The following is a 21,613-nucleotide window of genomic DNA, read 5'->3' on the forward strand; positions in this document are numbered from 1 at the left end:
ACTTCCTGCCCTTCCGTCCGGGCCTGGTCGGCGGCCACTGCATCGGCGTCGATCCGTACTACCTCACCCACAAGGCCGACATGCTGGGCTATCACCCGCAGGTCATCCTGGCCGGTCGCCGCATCAACGACGGCATGGGCAAGTATGTCGCCGAGCAGACGGTGAAGAAGCTCATCCAGAGCGGCGCCTCGGTCAAGGGCGCGAAGGCGCTGGTGCTTGGCCTCACCTTCAAGGAGAACTGTCCCGACCTGCGCAATTCGCGCGTGATCGACGTCATCCGCGAACTGCAGAGCTACGGCGTCGAGGTCATCGTGCATGACCCGGTGGCCGAGTCGAAGGAAGCCGAGCATGAATACGGCGTGTCGCTGACCGACTGGGACGCCATTCCCAAGGTCGAGGCCATCGTGGCTGCCGTGTCGCACAAGGAATTCGCCGCCCGTCCGCTGTCCGACTACGTCGGCAAGCTGAAGGCCGGCGGCGTGCTGGCCGACATCAAGTACCAGTTCGACGCGGCCGCGCTGGAAGCGCAGGGCGTCGGCGTCTGGCGTCTGTGAGACCCACGTGACACTGCCTGCAACCCTGCCCGAGTCCCTGTCTGCTGCGCTGGCCGCGCGCCCGCGCCGCTGGCTGGTGACCGGTGCCGCCGGCTTCATCGGTTCGCATCTGGTCGAAGTGCTGCTGCATGCCGGCCAGAACGTGGTCGCGCTGGACAACTTCTCGACCGGCCATCAGCGCAATCTCGACGAAGTGCTGGGCGGCCTGCCGTCGCAGGCTGCGGCGCGCCTTGAATTCGTCGAGGGCGACATCCGCGATCTGGCGACCTGCGCCCGGGTGTGCAGCGGCGTCGACGTGGTGCTGCACCAGGCGGCGCTCGGCTCGGTGCCGCGTTCGCTGGCCGACCCGATCACCTCGCACGATTCGAACGTAAATGGCTTCCTGAACATGCTGGTCGCCGCGCGCGACGCCGGCGTCGGTCGCTTCGTCTATGCCGCGTCGAGTTCGACCTACGGCGATTCGCCCAACCTGCCCAAGGTCGAGGACGTGATCGGCAAGCCACTGTCGCCCTATGCAGTGACCAAGTACATCAACGAGCTGTACGCCGACGTGTTCGGTCGCTGTTACGGCCTGTCCTGTGTCGGCCTGCGTTACTTCAACGTGTTCGGCGCGCGCCAGGACCCGGAAGGCGCCTACGCCGCGGTGATTCCGCGCTGGGCGCGCGCGCTGCTGCTCGGCGATACGGTGCAGATCAACGGCGATGGCGAAACCAGCCGCGATTTCTGTTATGTCGACAACGCGGTGCAGGCCAATCTGCTGGCTGGTCTGACCGAGCGTGCCGACGCGGTGAACACCGTCTACAACGTCGCCGCCCACCGCCAGACCTCGCTGAATCAATTGTTTGCAGCGATGCGTGACGAACTCGTGAAACGATTCCCGGACATCGCCGGCGCCCAGGCGCACTATCGCGACTTCCGTGCAGGTGACGTGCGCCACTCGCTGGCCGACATCACCCGCGCGCAAACGCTGCTCGGCTACGCGCCGACACACGACGTGTCGCGCGGTCTGGCCGAGGCGATGAACTGGTATGTGGCGCGTTTTGCGCCGGCGACGCTTGCCTGACGATGAAGCCTGTACGACTCGCCCTGTTGATTGCCTGCTGCGCCAGCGCGCCGGTGCTGGCGCTCGAGCCCGAAGCGGCTGCGCGCAGCCTGCTCGCCGAGGCGCGATCGTTCGAGCACGGCGAAGGCGTGCGGCGCGACACCGCCCGCGCGGCGGCGCTCTACTGCCAGGCGGCCAAGCTCGGTGACGCCGAGGCGCAGTTCAATCTGGCCTGGATGTACGCCAACGGCCGCGGTGTCGAGCGCGACGATGCGCTGGCCGCGACCTTCTTCGATCTGGCGGCCCGTCAGGGCCACGAACACGCGCAGCGCATGCTGCGCTTCACCGGTGCGCCGACGCGTGAACTGCCGCTGTGCATGCAGGATCCGCCCGAGCCCGAACCGGTGATGACCGCCGACATCGATCCCGATCTGGAAGCGGCCTTCGGCACCACCGCCGACCGCAAGCGCGTGATCGAAATCGTGCGCGAACTGGCGCCACACTTCGACATCGACCCGCAACTGGTGCTGGCCGTGATCGGCACCGAGTCGAATTTCAATCCCAAGGCGCGCTCGCCGAAGAACGCGCAGGGCCTGATGCAGCTGATTCCGGAAACCGCGCAGCGTTTCAACGTCCGCGACACCTTCGATCCGGTGCAGAACATCCGCGGCGGCATGGCCTACCTGCGTTGGCTGCTCGCCTATTTCGAGGGCGACGTGGTGCTGGCGACGGCCGGCTACAACGCCGGCGAGGGGGCGGTTGACCGCTACAAGGGCGTGCCGCCCTACCGTGAGACGCGCGAATACGTGAAGCGCATCCAGACCCTGTTCCGCAAGACCGAGCATCGCTACGACCAGAACGTGACCACGCCGTCGCCGGTGCTGCGCACGCTCGTGTCCCGTCGTGGCTGAGCGCGCACGGTACGATCGCCGGCGCCGCCTCGTCTGCGCAGCGTTGCTGTCGTCGCCGCTGCTGGCGCGTGCCGCGCTGAGCGACACCATCGTCCGCATCAAGCCGTCCATCGTCATCGTCGGCACCAATATGCGATCGCGCGCGCCCAGCTTCGAACTGAAGGGCAGCGGCTTCGTCATCGGTGACGGCACGCTGGTCGCGACCAATGCGCACGTGGCCAGCGTGCCGCTCGATGCCGACCGTTTCGAAACGCTGGCGGTGATCGCCAGCGTCGACGGCCGTCAGCAGCTGCGCGAGGCGCGTATCGTCGCCTCGAGCACGGAGAATGATCTGGCGATCCTGAAGATCCAGGGCGCCGCGTTGCCGGCGCTGAAGCTCGGCGACTCGTCCAACGTGCGTGAAGGCCAGTCGGTGGCCTTCACCGGTTTCCCGATCGGCAGCGTGCTGGGTTTCACCCCGGTGACCCACCGCGGCATCGTGTCGGCCATTACCCCGATGGTGATTCCGGTCGATAACGTGAGCCAGCTCAACGCGGCCAACCGCAACCGCCTGGCGCGGGGCACCTTCACCGTGTTCCAGCTCGATGCCACCGCCTACCCGGGCAACAGTGGCAGTCCGCTGTTCGATCCGGACAGTGGTGAGGTAATCGGCGTGATCAATATGGTGCTGGTCAAGGCGGGCAAGGAAAGCGTGCTGTCGCAGCCCAGCGGCATCAGCTACGCGATACCGGCCAGCCATCTGTCGGCCCTGCTCGCCACCGTGCGCTGAGGCGGCACGGGGGCGAAAACCGCGGCTGCTATAATTCGCGGCACTTTCGGCTTATTCTGCCGATCAATCCTGCCGAACCTGCTGCCCCAACGCCCGTCCATGTCCCTGTTTGCGCTCGGCCTCAACCACCACACGGCCCCGCTTGCCGTGCGCGAACGCATGACCTTCCTGCCGGAAGCCCTGCCCGACGCGCTCGGCCAGTTGACGCGCGTGCGACCGGTGCAGGAAGCGGCCATCCTGTCCACCTGTAATCGCACTGAGCTGTACTGTGCGACCAACGACCCGGACAGCGCACTGGACTGGATGGCCGAGTACCACCGCATCGGCCCGTCCGAGATCGCCCCCTATATATACCGGCTGGAGCACCAGCAGGCGGTGCGCCACGTGTTCCGCGTGGCCAGCGGTCTCGATTCGATGGTGCTGGGCGAGCCGCAGATCCTCGGCCAGATGAAGCAGGCGGTGCGTCTCGCCGAGGGTGCAGGCACGCTGGGCGCGTTGCTGCACACGCTGTTCCAGCGCAGCTTCGCCGTTGCCAAGGAAGTGCGTTCGACCACCGCGATCGGCGCCAACATCGTGTCGATGGCAGCGGCGGCGGTACACCTGTCGGAGCGCATCTTCGGCAGCATTTCCGGCCAGCGCGTGCTCTGTGTCGGCGCCGGCGAAATGATGGAGCTCTGTGCGGCGCACTTCGCCGGCTGTACGCCGCGCGACATGGTGATCGCCAACCGCACGCTCGACCGGGCGCAGGTGCTGGCCGAGCGCTTCGCGCGCAGCGACCTCAAGGTCGGTGCGATCCGCCTCGACGAACTGGGCGAGCGTCTGGCCGATTTCGACATCGTGCTGTCCTGTACGGCCAGTCCGCTGCCCATCATCGGTCTGGGCATGGTCGAGCGGGCGCTGAAGCAGCGCCGGCATCGACCGATGGTGATGGTCGATCTCGCCGTGCCGCGCGACATCGAAGCGGAAGTCGACAAGCTGGGCGACGTATTCCTCTATACCGTCGATGATCTGGCACAGATCGTCGATTCCGGCCTCGAATCACGGCAGGCGGCGGTGGTCGAGGCGCAGGCCATCATCGACGCGCGGGTCGCCAACTTCCTGCAGTGGGTGCAGGCGCGCGAGGCGGTGCCAGCCATTCGCGCGTTGCGCGGTCACGCCGAGGACATGCGCGCCGCCGAACTCGAACGCGCGCTGCGCGCTATCGCCCGTGGCGAAGCGCCGGACCGCGTGCTCGACACGCTGTCGCGCAATCTGACCAACAAGCTGCTGCACGGTCCGACACGGCTGCTCAACGAAGCGCCGCCGGAGGCGCGCGAGCAGATCGAAGGCCTGGTGCAGCGCCTGTTCCCGCAGCACGACCGCGACGCCTAGCGGCGCGCCTGTCCGTCCGCCGTGCCGGCCCGTCCGGCGATCGTTCCTCTCCCCGATTCCCTCCGCATGAAGCCGCGCATCGCCGAAAAACTCGAACAGCTGTCGACCCGTCTGGCCGATCTCGACGCGGCGCTGGCCGACCCCGGCGTGACGGCCGACATCGATCACTATCGCCGGCTCACGCGCGAACACGCCGAGCTGACGCCGGTCATCGCGCTCTACCAGGCCTGGTGCCGGGCGCGCGACGACGGTGAGGCGGCGCGCGGCCTGCTGACCGACGCCGACATGAAGGAACTGGCCCAGCTCGAAATCGAGCAGTCGGCCGCCGACATGGAGCGACTCGAAGGCGAGTTGCAGCGCGCGCTGCTGCCGAAGGACCCGGACGACGGCCGCAACGTGTTCCTGGAAATCCGCGCCGGTACCGGCGGCGACGAATCGGCGCTGTTCGCCGCCGACCTGTTCCGCATGTACTCGCGCTACGCCGAGCGCAATCGCTGGAAGGTCGAGGTGGTGTCGGCGAGCGAATCCGACCTCGGCGGCTACCGCGAAATCATCGCCCGCGTGAGCGGTGACGGCGTCTATCAGCGGCTCAAGTTCGAATCCGGCGGCCACCGCGTGCAGCGCGTGCCGGTGACCGAAACCCAGGGCCGCATCCACACCTCGGCGTGCACCGTCGCGGTGATGGCCGAGGTCGACGAGGTGGCCGAGATCGACATCAATCCTGCCGATCTGCGCATCGACACCTTCCGCGCCTCCGGCGCGGGCGGTCAGCACATCAACAAGACCGATTCGGCGGTGCGCATCACGCACATTCCGACAGGCATCGTGGTCGAGTGTCAGGACGACCGCAGTCAGCACCGCAACAAGGCGCAGGCGATGTCGGTGCTGGCGGCGCGCATCCGCGACGCGCAGGTGCGCGCGCGCGACAGCCAGATCGCCTCGACCCGCAAAAGTCTGGTCGGCAGCGGCGACCGCTCGGAGCGCATCCGCACCTACAACTTCCCGCAGGGCCGGATGACCGATCACCGCATCAACCTGACGCTGTACAAGCTGGATGCCATCATGGACGGCGACCTGGGCGAACTGATGGATGCGCTGGCGCACGAGCACCAGGCCGAACAGCTCGCGCAGCTGGCGGAGGAAGGCGCCTGACCGGCGCCCGCGCATGACGCTCGACGACTGGCTGCGTGCCGCGCGCGCCCGCATCGACAGCCGCGATGCGCAGGTGCTGGCCGCGCACGCGCTGGGCCGCGACCGCGCCGGACTGATCGCGCGCGGGCGCGACGCGCTGGACGAGGCCGCGCTCGCCGCTCTCGATGCCCTGCTTGAACGGCGCGCGGCCGGCGAACCGGTGGCCTATCTGGTCGGCCGGCGTGAATTTTTCGGGCTGGATCTGGCGGTCGCGCCCGGCGTGCTGATTCCGCGGCCAGAAACCGAGGGGCTGGTCGAACTGGCGCTGGCGCGTATCGGCGATCTGCCGTCGCCGCGCGTGCTCGACGCCGGCACCGGTTCCGGTGCCATCGCGCTGGCGATCAAGAAGCAGTGTCCGCATGCGCAGCTGACGGCGCTTGACCGCTCCGACGCGGCGCTGGCGATCGCCCGTGGCAACGCGCAGCGGCTCGGACTTGAAGTCCGCTTCGTCGCCTCAAACTGGCTGGAAGCCATCGTCGACGAAGGCTTCGATTGCATCGTGTCCAATCCGCCGTATATTCGGGCGGACGATCCGCATCTGGCGCAGGGCGACCTGCGTTTCGAGCCGCCGGCCGCGCTGGCCAGCGGTGAGGACGGGCTGGATGCCTTGCGCACGCTGTGCCGGCAGGCGCCGCAGCGACTGGTCGGGGGCGGCTGGCTGCTGTGCGAACACGGTTACGATCAGGCGCCGGCAGTGCGCGCGCTGATGCGTTGCGCCGGGCTTGCCGACGTCGCATCGTGGCGCGATATTGCCGGCATCGAACGGGTCAGCGGAGGACGGCTGGCCCCGGAATGATTCGACGTGGATGGGGCGTATTCGCCCCGTTTGCGTCCCTACACACTGTCCGTGCGCAGGCGCGGTCAGGCAGCTGACTTTCAAACATCCGCAAAGGAAAGAGACATGAGCGCCCAGGAACGCATCAAGGAAACCGTCACCGGCAATCCGGTCGTGCTGTACATGAAGGGCACGCCGCAGTTCCCGCAGTGCGGCTTTTCCGCCACCGCCATCCAGATTCTGAAGCACCTCGGCGTGCAGAACCTGCACACCGTGAACGTGCTGGAAGACGCTGAGATCCGCCAGGGCATCAAGGACTACGCCAACTGGCCGACCATTCCGCAGCTCTACATCCGCGGCGAATTCATCGGCGGCTGCGACATCATGAAAGAGATGTTCCAGTCGGGCGAACTGAAGAAGGAACTGGAAGGCCTCTGATCGGCGTCCGTCGTGCGCGGACGCGGGGACTGTCCGCTTCCGCGCACACCGTCGCTCGTGGAAGGTCGCTTCAGTCCGTTGCCGGCAACGGCTGCGGATTGCCGTTCCACACCCATTCGAGCAGCGCCTCCAGCACCGGCTGGGCGCGTTTGGCGTTCGGGTGGTTGAGCCAGGCGACCATCAGCACGCGCTGACCGTTGCGGTCCAGCACATAGCCGGCAATGGATCGCGTGTCGGCCAGCGAACCGGTCTTCAGGTGCGCCTGGCCGGCCAGCGGAGAGGTTTTCAGGCGACGGCGCAGCGTGCCGTCGACCGCCAGCACCGGCATCGACGATACGAATTCGGGCATGACCGGGCTGGCCCAGGCGCGGCGCAGCAGCGCGGCGAGGTCATAGGCCGACAGGCGCTCCACCCGTGACAGACCGGAGCCGTTGTCCATCACCAGGCTGGGTAGCGGCAGGTTGCGCCGCGCCGCCCAGGCACGCACGCCGGCGGCCGCGCCGAGCGTGTCCGCCGGCGCACCGGACGGAGACAGCGCGAGGAAGAGCTGGCGCGCCATTACGTTGTTACTGTACTTGTTGATGTCGCGGATCACCTCGGCCAGCGGTGGCGAATCGATGCCGCCGAGCACCGCTGCGTGGATCGGCGCAACGCCTTCGCGCACCCGGCCGTTGATATGCCCGCCCAGTTCCGCCCACATCGCGCGCAGCGCGCGGGCAAAGAAGTCGGCGTGCGGCAGCGGTGCGACGTTCCAGATGCGCTCGCCGCAGTCGCGCGCGTAGCGGCCGCTGATCTGCAAGCTCAGTGCCCCGTTGCCGGCTGGCTGGACGGCGGCGAACAGCGTGTCCTTCCAGTCGCCGCAGTCGCCCGCCACCAGCTGTACCCGGTTGTCAATCTGCACGCCGTCCAGCGGCGGCTCCGACCACAGCGCGGGCGCGCCACCGTCGGTGGGCTGCAGCCGGACACGCAGTGCGTTGTGCGCCAGCAGCAGCGCGTCCGGGCCGACGTTGTAGGGCGCCAGCGGTTCGTTATCGAAGGCGCCCGGGTCGTGCGCGAGCAGTGCGTAGCGGCTGCGATCGGCGATCACGTCGCCGCGGATGTCACGGATGCCGCGGCTGCGCAATTCGCGCAGCAGCAGCCAGAACTGTTCCATCGACAGCGCCGGGTCGCCGCTGCCGCGGATGTAGAGATCGCCGTCGAGCACGCCATCGCGCGGCGCCACCGTGGCGAGCAGTTCGGTGCGCCAACTGTAGGCCGGGCCCAGCGTGTCGAGCGCGGCGTAGGTGGTGACCAGCTTCATCACCGACGCCGGATTCATCGGCTGCTTCGCGCGGTGGCTGATCCGTGCCGGGCCGCCTTCGACCGACTGCACCACCACCGATATCGCCGACGGCGGGATGTCGGCCGCGCGCAGCGCCTCCAGTACCGGCGCCGGCAGCACCGCCAGCGCGAGCGGCGACAGCAGGGTCAGCAGCGCACCGAGCAGCAGGCGCATCGGCTCAGGCGATGCGCGACAGGTGGCGGCGCACCGAAGCACTGGCGCCCAGCCAGCCGAGCAGTGCGCAGAGGGCCAGCAGCACCGCCCAGTCGAGGACGGCCAGCGGACGCAGCACGAATTCCAGACTGTAGAGGCCGGCCAGTTCGCTCATCGGCTGCGCCAGCATGCGCGTGGCGACCAGCGTCAGCAGGCCGGCCAGCGCGCCGCCCAGCAGGCCCTGCAGTGCGCCGAACCAGTGGAAGGGGCGGCGTATCCAGGCGTCGGTGGCGCCGAGCAGGCGGCTCACTTCGATCTCGTCGCGCTGGGTGAGCAACTGCAGCCGTATCGTGTTGAAGGTCACCGCGACCAGACCCAGGCCGAGCACGCCGGCCAGCATGGACAGCGCCTGCCGGCCGAGCGCGATCAGCGCGTCCAGCCGCTTGGCCCAGTCGGAATCGAGCTGTACGTGTTCGACTTCGGGCAGCTTCGCCAGATCGGCGCGCAGCGCTTCGAGGCGCTCGGCGTCGGCGTCCTTCAGCCGCACGACGAAGGCGTCGGCGAAGGGATTGTCCGGCAGCGCGTCGAGGATTTCCGCCAGCGCATCGTTGTCGCGGAAGCGCTTCAGCGCCGCGTCGCGCGAAATCAGTTCGACGCGACCCTCCTTGGCAAGGGCGCGGATCTTCTTCTCGCTGTCCTTCACCACGTCGGCACTCGCACCCGGCTGCATGAATACCGATATTTCCGGCGCTGCGCTGACCGTGCCGGCCAGCCGCTGCAGATTCCCGAGCAGCATGTAGCCGGTGGCCGGCAGTGCGGCAGCGATGCCGACCACCAGTGCGGCCAGCAGCGTGTTGAAGGGCTGGCGGACCATCTGTCGGGCGGCGCGCAGCCCTGCGCGCATCTGCAGACGCAGCCAGTTCATTGCAGCTTCCCGTGCGCCAGCGACAGCCGGCGCGGTGCGTAGCGTTCGAACAGTCCGCCGTCGTGCGTGGTCAGCAGCACGGTCACCCCCGCCTCGTTGAAGGAGCGGAACAGGTCGGCGATGTCGCGCGCGTAGGCGTCGTCGAGATGGGCGGTCGGTTCGTCGGCGAGCAGGATCTGCGGCCGGTTCACGATGGCGCGGGCGATGGTGAGGCGCTGCTGCTCGCCGCCGGACAGTTCGACCGGCATTGCCTTGTCGCGGCCAGCCAGGCCCACACGCTCAAGTGCGGCGCTGACGCGCTTCGTCGCCTCGCGCGGCGGGTGGCTGCTGATGGCCAGCGGCAGCATCACGTTGTCGAAAGCGCTGCGGTCGAACAGCAGGCGCTGGTCCTGCATGATCAACCCGATCGAGCGCCGCCAGTAGGGCAGGGCGGCGCGCTTGAGCGCCGACACATTCTCTCCGCCGACCAGCACCTGGCCTTCGGTCGGGCGTTCGAGCACCGCCAGCAGCTTGAGCAGCGTGCTTTTGCCGGCGCCGGAGTGACCGGTGACCACCACCATTTCACCGCGTGCGATGTCGATATCGACGCGGTCGAGCGCGGTGTGGCCGCCGGGGTAACGCTTGGTGACCTGTTCGAAGCGGATCATGCGTTGATCAGGCGCCTTGCGGGGAGTCGAACAGTGCGTCGACGAATTCGGCGGCGCGGAAGGGCTGCAGGTCGTCCACGCCTTCGCCGACGCCGATGTAGCGCAGCGCGATCGGGCGCGACGGCGCGTGCTGCTTGGCGATGGCGGCGATGACGCCGCCGCGCGCGGTGCCGTCCAGCTTGGTCATGACCAGACCGGTCACACCGATGGCGGCGTCGAAGGCCTTCACCTGGGCCAGTGCGTTCTGGCCGATATTGCCGTCCAGCACCAGCAGCACTTCGTGCGGGCCGGTCGGGTCGGCCTTGGCGATCACCCGCTTCACCTTGGCGATCTCGTCCATCAGGTGCAGCTGGGTGGGCAGCCGGCCGGCGGTGTCGGCCAGCACGACATCGATATTGCGGGCGCGGGCGGCATTGACCGCGTCGAACACCACCGCCGCCGGATCGCCGGAATCCTGAGCGATCACCGCCACGTTGTTGCGGGCGCCCCAGGTTTCCAGCTGTTCGCGCGCGGCGGCGCGGAAGGTGTCGCCGGCGGCCAGCAGCACGCTCTTGCCCTGGGCCTGGAAATGCTTGGCCAGCTTGCCGATCGAAGTGGTCTTTCCGGCGCCATTCACGCCGGCGATCATGATGATGAAGGGCTTGTGCGCGTCGAGGTCGAGCGGCTTTTCCAGCGGCGCGATCAGCTTCGTCAGTTCTTCCTTCAGCACGTCGCGCAGTCGGGCCGGATCCTCGATCCGCTCGCGGCGCACCCGCTCGCGCAGCACGTCCAGCAGGTGGGTGGTGGCGTCCAGACCGACGTCGGAGGTGATGAGCAGGGTTTCCAGCTCTTCCAGCAGTTCGTCGTCGACCTTGGTGCGCGAAAACAGCGCGCTGAGCTGGCCGCCGAGCTGAGCACGGGTCTTCGACAGCCCGGCACGCAGGCGCTGCGCCCAGGACAGTTTCGGCGCGGCCGCCTCGGGCGCGCTATCCTGCGCGACCGCAGTCGGCACAGTTTCCGGCTGCGCGACCGCTTCGGGTGCGGCCGGCTTGTCCTTCTTGAAGAAACCAAACATGTGGGGGACGGTCAGTGAAGCACCGTGCAGACAGCCGCACGGCTTGAAAATACAGGCGCGATCAAGGGTTTGGCCCGGATCGCGTACTTTGGCGGAGAGTGTATCAGATGGATTTGCGCCGTTTTTCCAATGGCATCGTACTGTGTGGCGCACTGGCCCTGACGCTTGCAGTGGCGTCACCGGCCCGCGCCAACCCCTTCGAAACCACCTTGAGCAACGGCCTGCGTGTCATCGTCAAGGAAGACCGCCGGGCGCCGGTGGCGATGCACATGGTGTGGTACCGCGTCGGTGCGATGGACGAGAAGGACGGCACCACAGGCATCGCCCACCTGCTCGAACACATGATGTTCAAGGGCACGAAGAAACTGAAGCCGGGCGAGTTCAACGACATCGTCGCCCGTGCCGGCGGCAACGACAACGCCTTCACCAGCCACGACTACACCGCGTACTTCCAGCGCGTGCCGGCGGCGGCCCTGCCGAAGATGATCGAGCTCGAAGCCGACCGCATGCGCAATCTGGTCATCGACGACGATGAGTTCGCGCGCGAGCTGAAGGTGGTGATGGAAGAGCGTCGGTTGCGCACCGACGACCAGCCGCAGTCGCAGATGCACGAGCAGCTGATGGCAAGCGCCTTCATCGCCCACCCCTATCGCCGCCCGGTCATCGGCTGGATGAACGATCTGGAGAACATGCGTCCGGACGACGCGCGCGACTGGTACCGCCGATGGTACGCGCCGAACAATGCCTACGTGGTGGTGGTCGGCGACGTCGATCACAAGAAGGTGTTCGAACTGGTGAAGAAGCACTACGGACACATGAAGCCGGTGGCACAGCCGGTACGCAAGGTCACCTCCGAGCCGCCGCAGACCGGTGAGCGCCGCATCGTCGTCAAGGCGCCGGCCGAACTGCCGCAGTTGGCGCTGGCCTGGAAGGTGCCGAAGCTGAGCGACGTAGAGAACGACCGCGAGCCCTATGCGCTGGAGGTGCTGGCCGGCATTCTCGACGGCCACGCGGCGTCGCGCCTGCCACGCGCACTGGTGCGCAGCAGTCAGATCGCCGTCGAGGTGGGTGCCTATTACGACTCGACCGCGCGCGGCGAGGTCACCTTCATGCTCGGCGGGACGCCAGCCAAGGGGCACACGGTGGCGGAACTGGAGACCGCGCTGCGGGCAGAAGTAAAGCGCATCGCCGACGAAGGCGTGTCGGCAGCCGAACTCGAGCGCATCAAGACGCTGACCGTCGCTTCGCAGATCTACAAGCTCGATTCCACCTACGTGCAGGCGATGGAGATCGGGCGGCTGGAAGCGTCCGGCTACCGCTGGCAGGACGCCGACCGCATGCTGGAAAAGTTGCGTTCGGTCACCGCCGACGAGGTGCAGGCGGTTGCGCGCAAGTATTTTGGCGACGACACGCTGACCGTCGCCGTACTCGATCCGCAGCCGCTCGATCCGGACGCGAAGCCGCGCGCCAAGCCGGCCGGTCTGCGTCATTGATGCGCACGCACAACGATTTCCTGCAGGTGATGCCGATGATCCGATTCCTTCGCAGCGCGCTGCTGCGCGCAGTATCCGTGCTGGCGTTCGCAACACCGGCGCTCGCCAATGTCGATATCCAGCACTGGACCGCCGCCAACGGCGTGCGCGTCTATTTCGTCGAAAGCCATGTGCTGCCGATACTCGACGTGCAGGTCGATTTCGATGCCGGCTCGGCGCGCGATCCCGAGGGCCGCAGCGGTCTGGCGGGCATGACCCACGGCCTGCTCGATTCGGGCGCCGGCGGGCTGGACGAGGACGCGCTGGCCGAAAAGCTCAGTGATCTGGGGGCGCGCCTGTCCGGCTCGGCCGACAACGACCGCGCCGGCCTGTCGCTGCGCACGCTGGCCAGTGCGCGCGAGCGCGAGGGCGCGCTGGCGCTGATGCGCACCGTGCTGACCGCACCCGAATTCCCGGCCACCGTGCTCGAACGCGAGAAGGCGCGCGCCATCGCCAGCCTGCGCGAAGCCGACACCAAGCCGGACCAGATCGGCGCCAAGCGCTTCGCGAAAGCGCTCTACGGCGACCACCCCTACGGCCGCAGCGCCACCGTCGAGTCGATTGCCGCGATCACCCGCGACGATGTGCTGGCGCACTACCGCCGCCATTACGTCGCCTCGCGGGCGGTGGTGTCCATCGTCGGCGACGTGACGCGCGAACAGGCGGAAGCGATCGCGCTGCAGCTGACCGGCGACCTGCCGGCCGGCGAGCCGCTGCCGCCGATCGCCGACGTGACGATGCCCAAGGCGGCGACCGAACGCATCGCGCATCCGGCCAACCAGAGCCACATCTTCGTCGGTCAGCCGGTGACCCGCCGCGGCGACCCGGACTTCTTCCCGCTGCAGGTCGGCAACTACATCCTCGGCGGTGGTGGCTTCGTGTCGCGACTGACCAAGGAGGTGCGCGAGAAGCGCGGTTACGCCTACAGCGTCTACAGCTACTTCAGCCCGCAGCGCCAGCCCGGCCCGTTCCAGATCGGTCTGCAGACGCAGCGCGCCCAGGCGGCGGACGCGCTGAAGGTGGTCGATGAAACGCTGGCGTCCTTCATCGCCAACGGTCCGACCACCGACGAGCTGAAGGCGGCGAAGCGCAATCTGGTCGATGGCTTCTCGTTGCGCCTGGACAGCAACCGCAAGCTGCTCGACAGCCTCGCGACCATCGGTTTCTACGGCCTGCCGCTGGACTGGCTCAGCAAATTCCAGGAGCGGGTCGAGGCGGTGACGGCGGCACAGGTGAAGGAGGCTTTCCAGCGCCGCCTGTCCGCCGACCACATGGTGCGGGTCATCGTCGCCGGCGACTGAGGGTTGGTCGCTGCCGGCGGCGCCCGGCACCACGAAACAAGCCGCCACAAGTGCATGCGGGCGCGCAGGTAGAATCGCGGCCATGTCCCGCATACGCATCATCGGCGGCCAGTGGCGCAGCCGCCTCCTTCCGGTCGCGGCGGTGCCGGGGCTGCGCCCCACTCCGGATTCGGTGCGCGAGCGCCTGTTCAACTGGCTGGGCCAGGACCTGAACGGGCTGCATTGCCTCGATCTCTTTGCCGGCACCGGCGTGCTCGGCTTCGAGGCCGCGTCCCGCGGCGCCGCCTCGGTCACGCTGGTCGAGCGCGATGCCCGCGCCTTCGGCAAGCTTCGCGAAGCGGTCGAACTGCTGCCGGCGCCGCAGGTCAGGCTGGTCAGGGGCGATGCGCTAGAATTCGCCGCCCAGCCACCGCGGCGCTTCGATGTACTCTTTCTCGACCCGCCTTACGGCAAGGGTCTGCTTGATCGCGTGGTACCGCACCTGCCGCATCTGCTGACCGACGACGCGGTGATCTACTGCGAGGCCGAGCAGCCGGTGCCGGCGCTCGGCGATTACCGGGCGACGCGCGAGGGGCGGGCGGGGCAAGTCCATTACCAGCTGCTGGAACGATCATGAACGGCACCATTGCGGTCTATCCGGGCACTTTCGACCCGATTACGCGCGGCCACGAAGACCTTGTGCGGCGCGCAGCGGCGATGTTCGACCGCGTCATCGTCGGCGTCGCCGAAAGCCGTTCCAAACGGCCGTTCTTCACTACCGAAGAACGGGTCGACATGGCGCGCGAAATACTCGCGGCCTATCCTAACGTCGAGGTGCGCGGGTTTTCCTGCCTGCTGATGGACTTCCTGAGCGAGTGCAAGGCGCGGATCATCGTGCGTGGCCTGCGCGCGGTGTCCGACTTCGAGTATGAATTTCAGATGGCCGGCATGAACCGGGCGCTGCGTCCGGACGTCGAAACAGTGTTCCTGACGCCGGCCGATCAATACATGTTCATTTCGGCCACGATGGTCCGGGAAATCGCCTCGCTGGGCGGTGACGTCAGCAAGTTCGTGCAGCCGTCGGTGCTGGCGCGGATAAGCGACAAGGTTGAAGCAATGCGTGGAGGCAAATGAAGTGTCTTTGATAATCACCGACGAATGCATCAACTGCGATGTGTGCGAGCCGGAATGCCCGAACGGGGCGATTTCGCAGGGACCGGAAATCTATGTGATCGATCCGTCCAAGTGCACCGAGTGCGTCGGCCATTTCGACGAGCCGCAGTGCCAGCAGGTCTGCCCGGTCGACTGTATTCCGCTGGATCCGAACCACAAGGAAACCCGCGAACAGCTGCTGGAGAAGTACAACCACCTCACCGCCAAGGCCTGACGCTCGCCGGCCCCGGCGTGCTCAGGCCGCCGCGGCCGAGATGACCCGCAGTACCGGCGCCTTGAGCGCCGAATCGAGCGCGCTGTCGAGACGCGCCAGTTCCTCCAGCTGCTGATCGATCGCCGCGCCGTTCTGGCGCAGTTCCTCGATCCGCTCTTCCAGCGTGTCGGTCGCCTCGTGGATGCGCTTAACGCTTTCGAGCCTGCGCTTGAGCTGCTTCTGGTGTTCGCGCACCTGGTTCTCGAGCGGCGCCATGATGGCGCGCAGCCAGTGCTCGACGTCGCGGTTCACCACTTCCATGTGCTTGCGCACCTGCACGGCGACGGTTTCGAAGAAGCGCTGCGTGAGCTGGCGCTTTTCGGTGGTGAGCATGTTCAGCCAGGTGTTGAACTGCTGGTGGAAGGCCTTTTCGAGCCGGGTGATGTCCTTCTCGTAACGATGGACCGAGAACGGCACCGGCACGCCCAGACGCAGGTCGTGCTCGGTCGAGAAGCGCTGGTACATCGCTTCCATCATGCGGAAGATTTCATCCACGCTGGCGGCCGAGCGCGTCAGGCTGTCGCGCACGTCGTCGAAGAAGGCGTTCATCGCGTCGCGCAGCTGCAGCGAGAAGTTGGCTGCCTCCATCTGTTCGCGCGTGTGGTTGGTGCGCGCGCGCAGCGCGTCCATGCCGAGGTGGGCGAACAGCACGTTGGTCTGCGACGAGAACACGTTGCGCGTGGCATAGAAGCGTTCGAGGCCGCGTTCGAATTCCTCCTTTTCCGCCCGCACCCGCTTCAGCATGTACTGGATGACGCCCCGGTTCTTGCCGCGCAGGTCGGAAAATTCGGCCAGCTGGTCGTCGATGCTGCGCCGGCGGCCGGCCAGCACTTCGCGCGTGCGGGCGATCAGCTCGCGTGCGTCCTTGTCGACGGCGGCGCCGACGATGTCGCGCTTGGCCGGCAGCAGATCCTCGACCAGTGCGCGTTCGAGCTGCGGCAGACGGCTGCGCGCAAGCAGCGCGCCGTCATGCTGGATGCGGGCAAGCAGCCCCTTCTGCGCCGACACCGGAAACACGCGCGACTCCGGGATGTCCAGCGTGGCCGCACAGGAGGCGATCTGCCGGCTGATTTCCGATTCGATCTGGGTTTCAGTGCGCAGACCATCCCACAGGCTGTCCATCTTGTTCAGCACGGCGATACGGCCCTGTCGCGAGCCACCGGCCGCGGTCACGTGCGTCTTCCAGACGCCGAGATCGCTCTGCGTGACGCCGGTGTCCATGCCGAGCACGAACAGCACGGCGTGCGCCGACGGCAGCAGCGACAGCGTCAGCTCGGGTTCGGCGCCGATCGCGTTCAGACCCGGCGTGTCGAGGATGACCAGCCCCTGGCGCAGCAGCGGGTGCGGCAGATTGATGATGGCGTGGCGCCACGCCGGCACCTCGACCATGCCCTGCGAATCGGGCTGCAGGCCGTTTTCGCCGCTCAGGTCGATGCGGAAGCCCAGTGCTTCAGCTTCGCCGATGGCCACCTTGCGCTGTTCGCTGACGCGTCCGAGCGCCTGCTGCATCGCGGCCGTCGAGGTGGTGTCGAGTTCGATGCGCTTCCAGGCGCCGGGTTGTGATTTCAGGTCGGACACCGTGGTGGTGCCACGCCGGGTGTCGATCGGCAGCAAGTCTATGCAGGCCGGGCGAGACCCGTCGTACATCAGTTCGGTCGGGCACATCGTGGTGCGGCCCGAGCTGGACGGCAGCACGCGCGCGCCCTGGTCGCCGAAGAAGATGGCATTGATCAGTTCGGACTTGCCGCGCGAGAACTCGGCGACGAAGGCCACGACCAGGCGGTCGTCGCGCAGCTTCTGCAGCAGCTGTTCGATGCACAGATCGTTGTGGCTGTCGTTCAGGTTGCTTTCGAACAGCCAGCCGCGCAGACGCACGATGGTCTGTTCGACCCGCGTACGCCAGGCGCCATATGCCGACAATTCCTCCTGCATGCCCATCGCCGTCTCCTCCACGCAAATGTCAATCTAGCACAGGCGCTGCGCGCTATCGCTGGCAGGTCGGGCAGAAGAAGGTCGAACGTCCGCCCATTCGGCGGTTGCGCACCGCCGTGCCGCATACGCGGCAGGGCTGGCCATCCCGTCCGTAGACGAAATAGGACTGCTGGAAATAGCCGGGTTCGCCGTCGGCATGCATGAAGTCGCGCAGCGTGCTGCCGCCGGCGTCGAGCGCGTCGCGCAGCGTGGCGCGGATCTCGTCGTGCAGGCGCGCGCACTGTGGCCGGGTCAGGCGGCGGGCTGCCATGCCCGGACGCAGGCGTGCGCGGAACAGGCTTTCCGAGGCGTAGATGTTGCCGACGCCGACCACCACCGCGCTGTCCATGATGGCCAGCTTGATTGCGCACTGCCGCCGCGTCAGTGCGGCGTGCAGCCCGGCGGCGCTGAAGTCCTCGCCCAGCGGTTCGGGACCGAGGCCGGCGAGCAGCGGGTGGGTCGCGTCGGCACCCTCGTGCCACAGCACGGCGCCGAAGCGGCGTGGGTCGCGCAGCCGCAGCACGCGGTCGCCGAAGACGATGTCGACATGGTCGTGCGTGCCCGCCGGCACGTCGCGGTCGAGCACGCGCAGACTGCCGGACATGCCGAGGTGCAGGATGAGCGTGCCGCGGTCGAAGCGCAGCAGCAGGTATTTGGCACGCCGGTCGATGTCGCGCAGCGTCTGGCCGGGCAGCGTGGCGGGCAGGTCGGCGGGTACCGGCCAGCGCAGTCGCGCATTGCGGAGGGTGACCGCGGTCGCCACGCGCCCGGTCAAGGGCGCGGCAATGCCACGGCGTGTCACTTCGACTTCGGGCAGTTCGGGCATCGGAAAGGTGAGCCGCGGCACGGCGGCGGGGACGTGTTTTGGAATAAGATCGGAGCCGTTTCCGGCATTGGCGCCGCATAGGGCGGTGCGCCGGGGGCGCTGCAACGAATTCTAGCCGTCACACTCAAAGGCCGTAAGCGCTTCAGTCCGTTGCGAAATCACCCTGGCCACTGGCGATCATGCCCATGACGACCCGACCCCTCCTGCTCGCTGTCCTTCTTCCTCTCGTGCTCGGCGCCTGCGCGCAGACCGCCAAGAGGCCGCCGGTGGCGGCTGCGCCGACCGAGTCTCCGGCAGAGGCCGCGCCGCCACGCGCACCGCAGCTGCCCGAAATCGAACTGACGCGCCAGATCACCTATCAGCTGCTGCTCGGCGAGGTGGCGGCACAGCGCGGCGAACTGGGTCTGTCGGCATCCGCCTATATGGATCTGGCGCAGTCGACCCGCGACCCCCGCATCGCCAAACGCGCGGCCGAAATATCTGCCTTCAGCCGGCAGAACGACATCGCGCTGCAGGCCACCCAGCTCTGGCTGGAACTCGATCCCGAATCGGTACAGGCGCGGCAGATGCTGACCGGTCTGCTGGTCAATGCGAACCGGCCGCAGGAACTCGAACCGCAACTCGCCAGCCTGCTCGCGCAGGAGGGCAACCAGATCGGCGAAAGCCTGCTGCGGCTAAACCGTGTGCTGGGGCGCCTGTCGGACAAGGCCGAGGTGCTGGCCATGGTCGATCGCCTGACCGAGCCCTATCTGCAGTACCCGGAAGCGTGGTTCGCGCGCTCGCAGGCGGCGATGCAGGCGCGCGAGCCGAAGCGTGCGCTGGCCGATGCGACCAAGGCCCACGACATGCGCCCGGAATGGGAGCCCGGCCTGCTGCTGAAGGCGCAGGCCACAGCCGAAAGTGATCCGCACGCGGCAACCCGGCTGATGGGTGACTACCTGAAGAAGTATCCGCAGGCGCGCGACGTGCGGCTGCAATATGCACGTTCGTTGGTGGCCGAACGCAATTTCCCCGAGGCGCGTAAGCAGTTCGAGAACATCCTCGGCGGTGCGCCGAACAATCCGGACGTCGTGTTCGCGGTCGGTGTGCTGGCGATGCAGATGCAGGACTACGCCGGCGCGCAGACCTATTTCAAGCGGCTGCTGACGCTGCGCTATCAGGACATGAACCTGATCAAGCTCTATCTCGGGCAGCTGGCCGAGGAGCTGAAGCAGCCGGACGAAGCGCTCGACTGGTATCGCCAGGTCGGGCAGGGCGATCACTACCTCGGCGCGCAGGGGCGTTACGTTCTGCTGCTCAGCCGCACCGGGCGACTCGACGAAGCGCGCGCTCACCTGCGCGATCTGGCCGCACGGCCGGGCGGCGACAAGGCGCGTTCGGCGCTGATGGAATTCCAGCTGCTGCGCGATGCGAACCGGGTCGAAGAAGGTTACGCCGTACTCGAGGAGGCGCTGGTGGCGCAGCCCGACAATGCGGAACTGCTGTATGAGACGGCGATGATCGCCGAGCGGCAGAACCGCATCGAGGTCGCCGAACAGCGGCTGCGCCGGGTGATCGAGGTGAAACCGGATCATGCCCATGCGTATAACGCGCTCGGCTATTCGCTCGCCGATCGCAACATCCGCCTCGACGAGGCGCAGGCGCTGATCGCCAAGGGGCTTGAACTGGCGCCGGATGACCCCTTCATTCTCGACAGCATGGGTTGGGTGCTGTTCCGGCGCGGCGATCTGAACGGCGCCTTGACCTATCTGGAGCGCGCTTTCGCGATCCGCCCCGATCCGGAAATCGCCGCTCACCTCGGCGAAGTGCAGTGGCTGCTCGGTCGTCGCGAGGACGCCGAGAAGCTGTGGCGCACGGTTGCTGCACAGCACCCGGACAACGCCGCGCTGGAATCGACCATCAAGCGCTACATTCCGTGATGCGGGTGCTGCTGTGTGCCGGCGCGCTGGCGCTGGCCGGTTGTGCTGCCCTGCCGCCGCCGGCTGTCGACGATCCGCAGGTGCTCGCGCTGCGCGAGCGTGCGCGTGACGCGGCCAATCCCGCTTTTTCGCTGAGCGGGCGCTTCGTTGTCAAAGGGCCCGAACAGACCGCCTCGGCGGCGCTGGACTGGCAGCACGCGAAGGATCGTGACGAACTGCAGATCAACGGACCGCTCGGCAAGGTGCTGGCGCAGCTGGTGCGCGACGCGCAGGGCGTGCGCCTGATCGACGAGCGCCAGCGCGTCACCGAAGCGGCGACGCTCGACGAATTGTCGCGTGCGGTGTTCGGCGCCGAACTGCCGCTGTCGCGGGCCGCCTACTGGGTGACCGGTCGGCCGGGGAGCGCCGACGTGCGCGCGCGTGACGCAGCCGGGCGTGTCGCCGTGCTGACCGAACAGTCGTGGCGGGTCGAATTCACCGAGTACGACGGCGACGGCCCGGATGCGCTGCCGCGGCAGATCGACGCCAGCGACGGCGAACACAGCTTCCGTCTGCGTATCGACGCCTGGTACCCGTTGCCGTGACTGCGCGTATCGACTGGCAGGTCTGGCTCGACGCGCCGGCCAAGATCAATCTGTTCCTGCACGTGGCCGGCCGCCGCGCGGATGGCTACCATCTGCTGCAGACCGCCTTCCGCTTCGTCGATTTCGGCGACCGCCTGCGCTTTTCTCCGCGGGACGATGGCGAGGTGAGGCGCGTCAACCCGCTGCCCGGCGTGCCCGAGGCCGACGACCTGTGTGTGCGTGCCGCCCGCCTGCTGCAGGCGGAGACGGGCTGCCGGCGTGGCGTCGACATCGAACTGGACAAGCGTCTGCCGATGGGCGGTGGCGTCGGCGGCGGCAGTTCTGACGCTGCGACCGTGCTGCTCGCGTTGAACCGACTGTGGGAACTGGATCTGCCGCGCGCGCGGCTGCAGGCGCTGGGGTTGCGGCTGGGCGCCGATGTGCCGGTGTTCGTGTTCGGTCGCGCCGCGTTTGCCGAAGGCGTCGGCGAGGTGCTGCAGCCGCTCGAACTGCCGCCGGCGGCCTATCTGGTGGTGGCGCCGGGCGTGTCGGTACCGACGCCACGGATTTTTGCCGACCCGGAATTGACACGAAATACCGAAGCTTGCACAATAGCGGACTTTGCTGCAGCGGCCGATTCGGCGGCGCTTTTCGGGCGCAACGATCTTGAGCCGGTCGCAGCGAGGCTGTACCCGGAAGTCAGACAGGCCATCGACATGCTGGCGGCACTGGCCGGGCGCGGCGCGGTAAGAATGAGCGGTTCGGGCGCGTGCGTGTTTGTACAATGCGCCGATCTGCAGGCAGCACAGGATTTGATGAAGGCGTCGTCGGCATCGTGGCCGGCGGGCTGGCAGGGATTCGTTGCACAGGGGCTGGACGAGCACCCGCTGTACCGGATGTCTGCACAGGTTTGACACCGTGTGGCGCAAGAGCGCGACGCGGTCG

Annotated in this window: 22 protein-coding genes; 16 read left to right on the forward strand and 6 right to left on the reverse strand. The window is 67.6% G+C overall.

The genetic code is table 11. The annotated features are described in order from the left end of the window. The 8 genes from IV112_RS16480 to grxD all read left to right on the forward strand — a co-directional run. Positions 1 to 554, forward strand: a 554-nt coding sequence (locus tag IV112_RS16480) for a UDP binding domain-containing protein (RefSeq protein WP_304005220.1), incomplete at its 5' end; no start/stop codon positions are given. A gap of 7 nt (positions 555 to 561) precedes the next feature. Then, complete coding sequence (locus IV112_RS16485; protein ID WP_304005222.1) at positions 562 to 1,617, forward strand: SDR family oxidoreductase; 1,056 nt, start codon at positions 562 to 564, stop codon at positions 1,615 to 1,617. A 2-nt stretch (positions 1,618 to 1,619) separates the two neighbouring features. Then, positions 1,620 to 2,507, forward strand: coding sequence for a transglycosylase SLT domain-containing protein (locus tag IV112_RS16490; protein ID WP_304005225.1), 888 nt, complete (start codon positions 1,620 to 1,622; stop codon positions 2,505 to 2,507). Further along, positions 2,500 to 3,276, forward strand: coding sequence for a S1C family serine protease (locus IV112_RS16495; protein WP_304005226.1), 777 nt, complete (start codon positions 2,500 to 2,502; stop codon positions 3,274 to 3,276). Before IV112_RS16490 ends, IV112_RS16495 begins: the two co-directional genes overlap by 8 nt. Positions 3,277 to 3,375: 99 nt before the next feature. Further along, positions 3,376 to 4,647 carry a glutamyl-tRNA reductase gene (gene hemA / locus IV112_RS16500; RefSeq protein ID WP_304005229.1) on the forward strand — a complete coding sequence of 424 codons (1,272 nt, stop codon included), beginning with the start codon at positions 3,376 to 3,378 and terminating at the stop codon, positions 4,645 to 4,647. A 66-nt stretch (positions 4,648 to 4,713) separates the two neighbouring features. Beyond that, on the forward strand, positions 4,714 to 5,799 hold the full coding sequence (prfA, locus tag IV112_RS16505; RefSeq protein ID WP_304005231.1) for a peptide chain release factor 1: 1,086 nt from the start codon (positions 4,714 to 4,716) through the stop codon (positions 5,797 to 5,799). Positions 5,800 to 5,812: 13 nt separating this feature from the next. Next, complete coding sequence (gene prmC, locus IV112_RS16510; RefSeq protein ID WP_304005234.1) at positions 5,813 to 6,634, forward strand: peptide chain release factor N(5)-glutamine methyltransferase; 822 nt, start codon at positions 5,813 to 5,815, stop codon at positions 6,632 to 6,634. Between the two features lie 105 nt (positions 6,635 to 6,739). Next, complete coding sequence (gene grxD / locus IV112_RS16515) at positions 6,740 to 7,051, forward strand: Grx4 family monothiol glutaredoxin (RefSeq protein ID WP_019916790.1); 312 nt, start codon at positions 6,740 to 6,742, stop codon at positions 7,049 to 7,051. Positions 7,052 to 7,121: 70 nt separating this feature from the next. Here grxD and dacB read toward each other — a convergent pair whose 3' ends face one another. Genes dacB through ftsY form a run of 4 tightly spaced genes read right to left on the reverse strand, consistent with a single transcriptional unit; the run spans position 7,122 to position 11,151 of the window. Beyond that, positions 7,122 to 8,546 carry a D-alanyl-D-alanine carboxypeptidase/D-alanyl-D-alanine endopeptidase gene (gene dacB, locus IV112_RS16520; RefSeq protein WP_304005239.1) on the reverse strand — a complete coding sequence of 475 codons (1,425 nt, stop codon included), beginning with the start codon at positions 8,544 to 8,546 and terminating at the stop codon, positions 7,122 to 7,124. 4 nt (positions 8,547 to 8,550) lie between these two features. After that, positions 8,551 to 9,450: a permease-like cell division protein FtsX gene (gene ftsX, locus IV112_RS16525; protein ID WP_304005243.1), complete on the reverse strand. Its 900-nt coding sequence runs from the start codon at positions 9,448 to 9,450 to the stop codon at positions 8,551 to 8,553. Next, positions 9,447 to 10,097 carry a cell division ATP-binding protein FtsE gene (locus IV112_RS16530; protein ID WP_304005245.1) on the reverse strand — a complete coding sequence of 217 codons (651 nt, stop codon included), beginning with the start codon at positions 10,095 to 10,097 and terminating at the stop codon, positions 9,447 to 9,449. The genes ftsX and IV112_RS16530 overlap by 4 nt, the downstream gene beginning before the upstream one ends. Positions 10,098 to 10,104: 7 nt before the next feature. Beyond that, a complete protein-coding gene (gene ftsY / locus IV112_RS16535; protein ID WP_304005248.1) occupies positions 10,105 to 11,151 on the reverse strand; it encodes a signal recognition particle-docking protein FtsY in 1,047 nt (348 codons plus the stop codon). A gap of 107 nt (positions 11,152 to 11,258) precedes the next feature. Between ftsY and IV112_RS16540 the strand changes: the two genes are divergently transcribed. The 5 genes from IV112_RS16540 to IV112_RS16560 all read left to right on the forward strand — a co-directional run bounded on the left by IV112_RS16540 (position 11,259) and on the right by IV112_RS16560 (position 15,350). Continuing rightward, entirely contained in the window at positions 11,259 to 12,644 is a 1,386-nt protein-coding gene (locus IV112_RS16540) for a M16 family metallopeptidase (RefSeq protein WP_304005251.1), read from the forward strand. Continuing rightward, positions 12,644 to 13,984 carry a M16 family metallopeptidase gene (locus IV112_RS16545; RefSeq protein WP_304005254.1) on the forward strand — a complete coding sequence of 447 codons (1,341 nt, stop codon included), beginning with the start codon at positions 12,644 to 12,646 and terminating at the stop codon, positions 13,982 to 13,984. Before IV112_RS16540 ends, IV112_RS16545 begins: the two co-directional genes overlap by 1 nt. Before the next feature lie 82 nt (positions 13,985 to 14,066). Beyond that, the gene (rsmD, locus tag IV112_RS16550) at positions 14,067 to 14,600 is read left to right on the forward strand and encodes a 16S rRNA (guanine(966)-N(2))-methyltransferase RsmD (protein ID WP_304005257.1); all 534 of its coding nucleotides are present in this window, start codon (positions 14,067 to 14,069) and stop codon (positions 14,598 to 14,600) included. Further along, positions 14,597 to 15,097: a pantetheine-phosphate adenylyltransferase gene (gene coaD, locus IV112_RS16555; RefSeq protein ID WP_304005260.1), complete on the forward strand. Its 501-nt coding sequence runs from the start codon at positions 14,597 to 14,599 to the stop codon at positions 15,095 to 15,097. The genes rsmD and coaD overlap by 4 nt, the downstream gene beginning before the upstream one ends. A 1-nt stretch (position 15,098) precedes the next feature. After that, the gene (locus tag IV112_RS16560; protein WP_024300811.1) at positions 15,099 to 15,350 is read left to right on the forward strand and encodes a YfhL family 4Fe-4S dicluster ferredoxin; all 252 of its coding nucleotides are present in this window, start codon (positions 15,099 to 15,101) and stop codon (positions 15,348 to 15,350) included. A gap of 21 nt (positions 15,351 to 15,371) precedes the next feature. On the opposite strand, the gene IV112_RS16565 is transcribed toward IV112_RS16560, so the two are convergent. Both IV112_RS16565 and mutM read right to left on the reverse strand, forming a co-directional pair. Then, entirely contained in the window at positions 15,372 to 17,327 is a 1,956-nt protein-coding gene (locus IV112_RS16565) for a dynamin family protein (RefSeq protein WP_425763205.1), read from the reverse strand. A gap of 46 nt (positions 17,328 to 17,373) precedes the next feature. Beyond that, positions 17,374 to 18,186: a bifunctional DNA-formamidopyrimidine glycosylase/DNA-(apurinic or apyrimidinic site) lyase gene (gene mutM, locus IV112_RS16570; protein ID WP_304005266.1), complete on the reverse strand. Its 813-nt coding sequence runs from the start codon at positions 18,184 to 18,186 to the stop codon at positions 17,374 to 17,376. A 185-nt stretch (positions 18,187 to 18,371) separates the two neighbouring features. Between mutM and IV112_RS16575 the strand changes: the two genes are divergently transcribed. From IV112_RS16575 to ispE, 3 genes are read left to right on the forward strand one after another with little or no spacing between them, the layout of a single operon-like run. Beyond that, positions 18,372 to 20,105, forward strand: coding sequence for a tetratricopeptide repeat protein (locus tag IV112_RS16575; protein ID WP_304005268.1), 1,734 nt, complete (start codon positions 18,372 to 18,374; stop codon positions 20,103 to 20,105). Then, entirely contained in the window at positions 20,105 to 20,689 is a 585-nt protein-coding gene (gene lolB, locus IV112_RS16580; RefSeq protein WP_304005271.1) for a lipoprotein insertase outer membrane protein LolB, read from the forward strand. The genes IV112_RS16575 and lolB overlap by 1 nt, the downstream gene beginning before the upstream one ends. Next, positions 20,686 to 21,582, forward strand: a complete 897-nt coding sequence (gene ispE / locus IV112_RS16585) for a 4-(cytidine 5'-diphospho)-2-C-methyl-D-erythritol kinase (RefSeq protein WP_304005273.1) — start codon at positions 20,686 to 20,688, stop codon at positions 21,580 to 21,582. The genes lolB and ispE overlap by 4 nt, the downstream gene beginning before the upstream one ends. The last annotated feature ends 31 nt before the right edge of the window (positions 21,583 to 21,613 follow it).

This window comes from Methyloversatilis discipulorum (genome assembly GCF_018780585.1).
Classification (GTDB): Bacteria; Pseudomonadota; Gammaproteobacteria; order Burkholderiales; family Rhodocyclaceae; genus Methyloversatilis; species Methyloversatilis discipulorum_B.

Bases quoted from the DNA above. Each gene is read 5' to 3' on its own strand.
- IV112_RS16575 (WP_304005268.1), top strand. From the start codon at position 18,372: ATGACGACCCGACCCCTCCTGCTCGCTGTCCTTCTTCCTCTCGTGCTC.
- IV112_RS16545 (WP_304005254.1), top strand. From the start codon at position 12,644: ATGCGCACGCACAACGATTTCCTGCAGGTGATGCCGATGATCCGATTC.
- IV112_RS16565 (WP_425763205.1), bottom strand. From the start codon at position 17,327: ATGGGCATGCAGGAGGAATTGTCGGCATATGGCGCCTGGCGTACGCGG.
- mutM (WP_304005266.1), bottom strand. From the start codon at position 18,186: ATGCCCGAACTGCCCGAAGTCGAAGTGACACGCCGTGGCATTGCCGCG.
- lolB (WP_304005271.1), top strand. From the start codon at position 20,105: ATGCGGGTGCTGCTGTGTGCCGGCGCGCTGGCGCTGGCCGGTTGTGCT.
- IV112_RS16530 (WP_304005245.1), bottom strand. From the start codon at position 10,097: ATGATCCGCTTCGAACAGGTCACCAAGCGTTACCCCGGCGGCCACACC.
- prfA (WP_304005231.1), top strand. From the start codon at position 4,714: ATGAAGCCGCGCATCGCCGAAAAACTCGAACAGCTGTCGACCCGTCTG.
- IV112_RS16490 (WP_304005225.1), top strand. From the start codon at position 1,620: ATGAAGCCTGTACGACTCGCCCTGTTGATTGCCTGCTGCGCCAGCGCG.
- hemA (WP_304005229.1), top strand. From the start codon at position 3,376: ATGTCCCTGTTTGCGCTCGGCCTCAACCACCACACGGCCCCGCTTGCC.
- prmC (WP_304005234.1), top strand. From the start codon at position 5,813: ATGACGCTCGACGACTGGCTGCGTGCCGCGCGCGCCCGCATCGACAGC.
- dacB (WP_304005239.1), bottom strand. From the start codon at position 8,546: ATGCGCCTGCTGCTCGGTGCGCTGCTGACCCTGCTGTCGCCGCTCGCG.
- rsmD (WP_304005257.1), top strand. From the start codon at position 14,067: ATGTCCCGCATACGCATCATCGGCGGCCAGTGGCGCAGCCGCCTCCTT.
- ftsY (WP_304005248.1), bottom strand. From the start codon at position 11,151: ATGTTTGGTTTCTTCAAGAAGGACAAGCCGGCCGCACCCGAAGCGGTC.
- coaD (WP_304005260.1), top strand. From the start codon at position 14,597: ATGAACGGCACCATTGCGGTCTATCCGGGCACTTTCGACCCGATTACG.
- IV112_RS16540 (WP_304005251.1), top strand. From the start codon at position 11,259: ATGGATTTGCGCCGTTTTTCCAATGGCATCGTACTGTGTGGCGCACTG.
- ftsX (WP_304005243.1), bottom strand. From the start codon at position 9,450: ATGAACTGGCTGCGTCTGCAGATGCGCGCAGGGCTGCGCGCCGCCCGA.
- grxD (WP_019916790.1), top strand. From the start codon at position 6,740: ATGAGCGCCCAGGAACGCATCAAGGAAACCGTCACCGGCAATCCGGTC.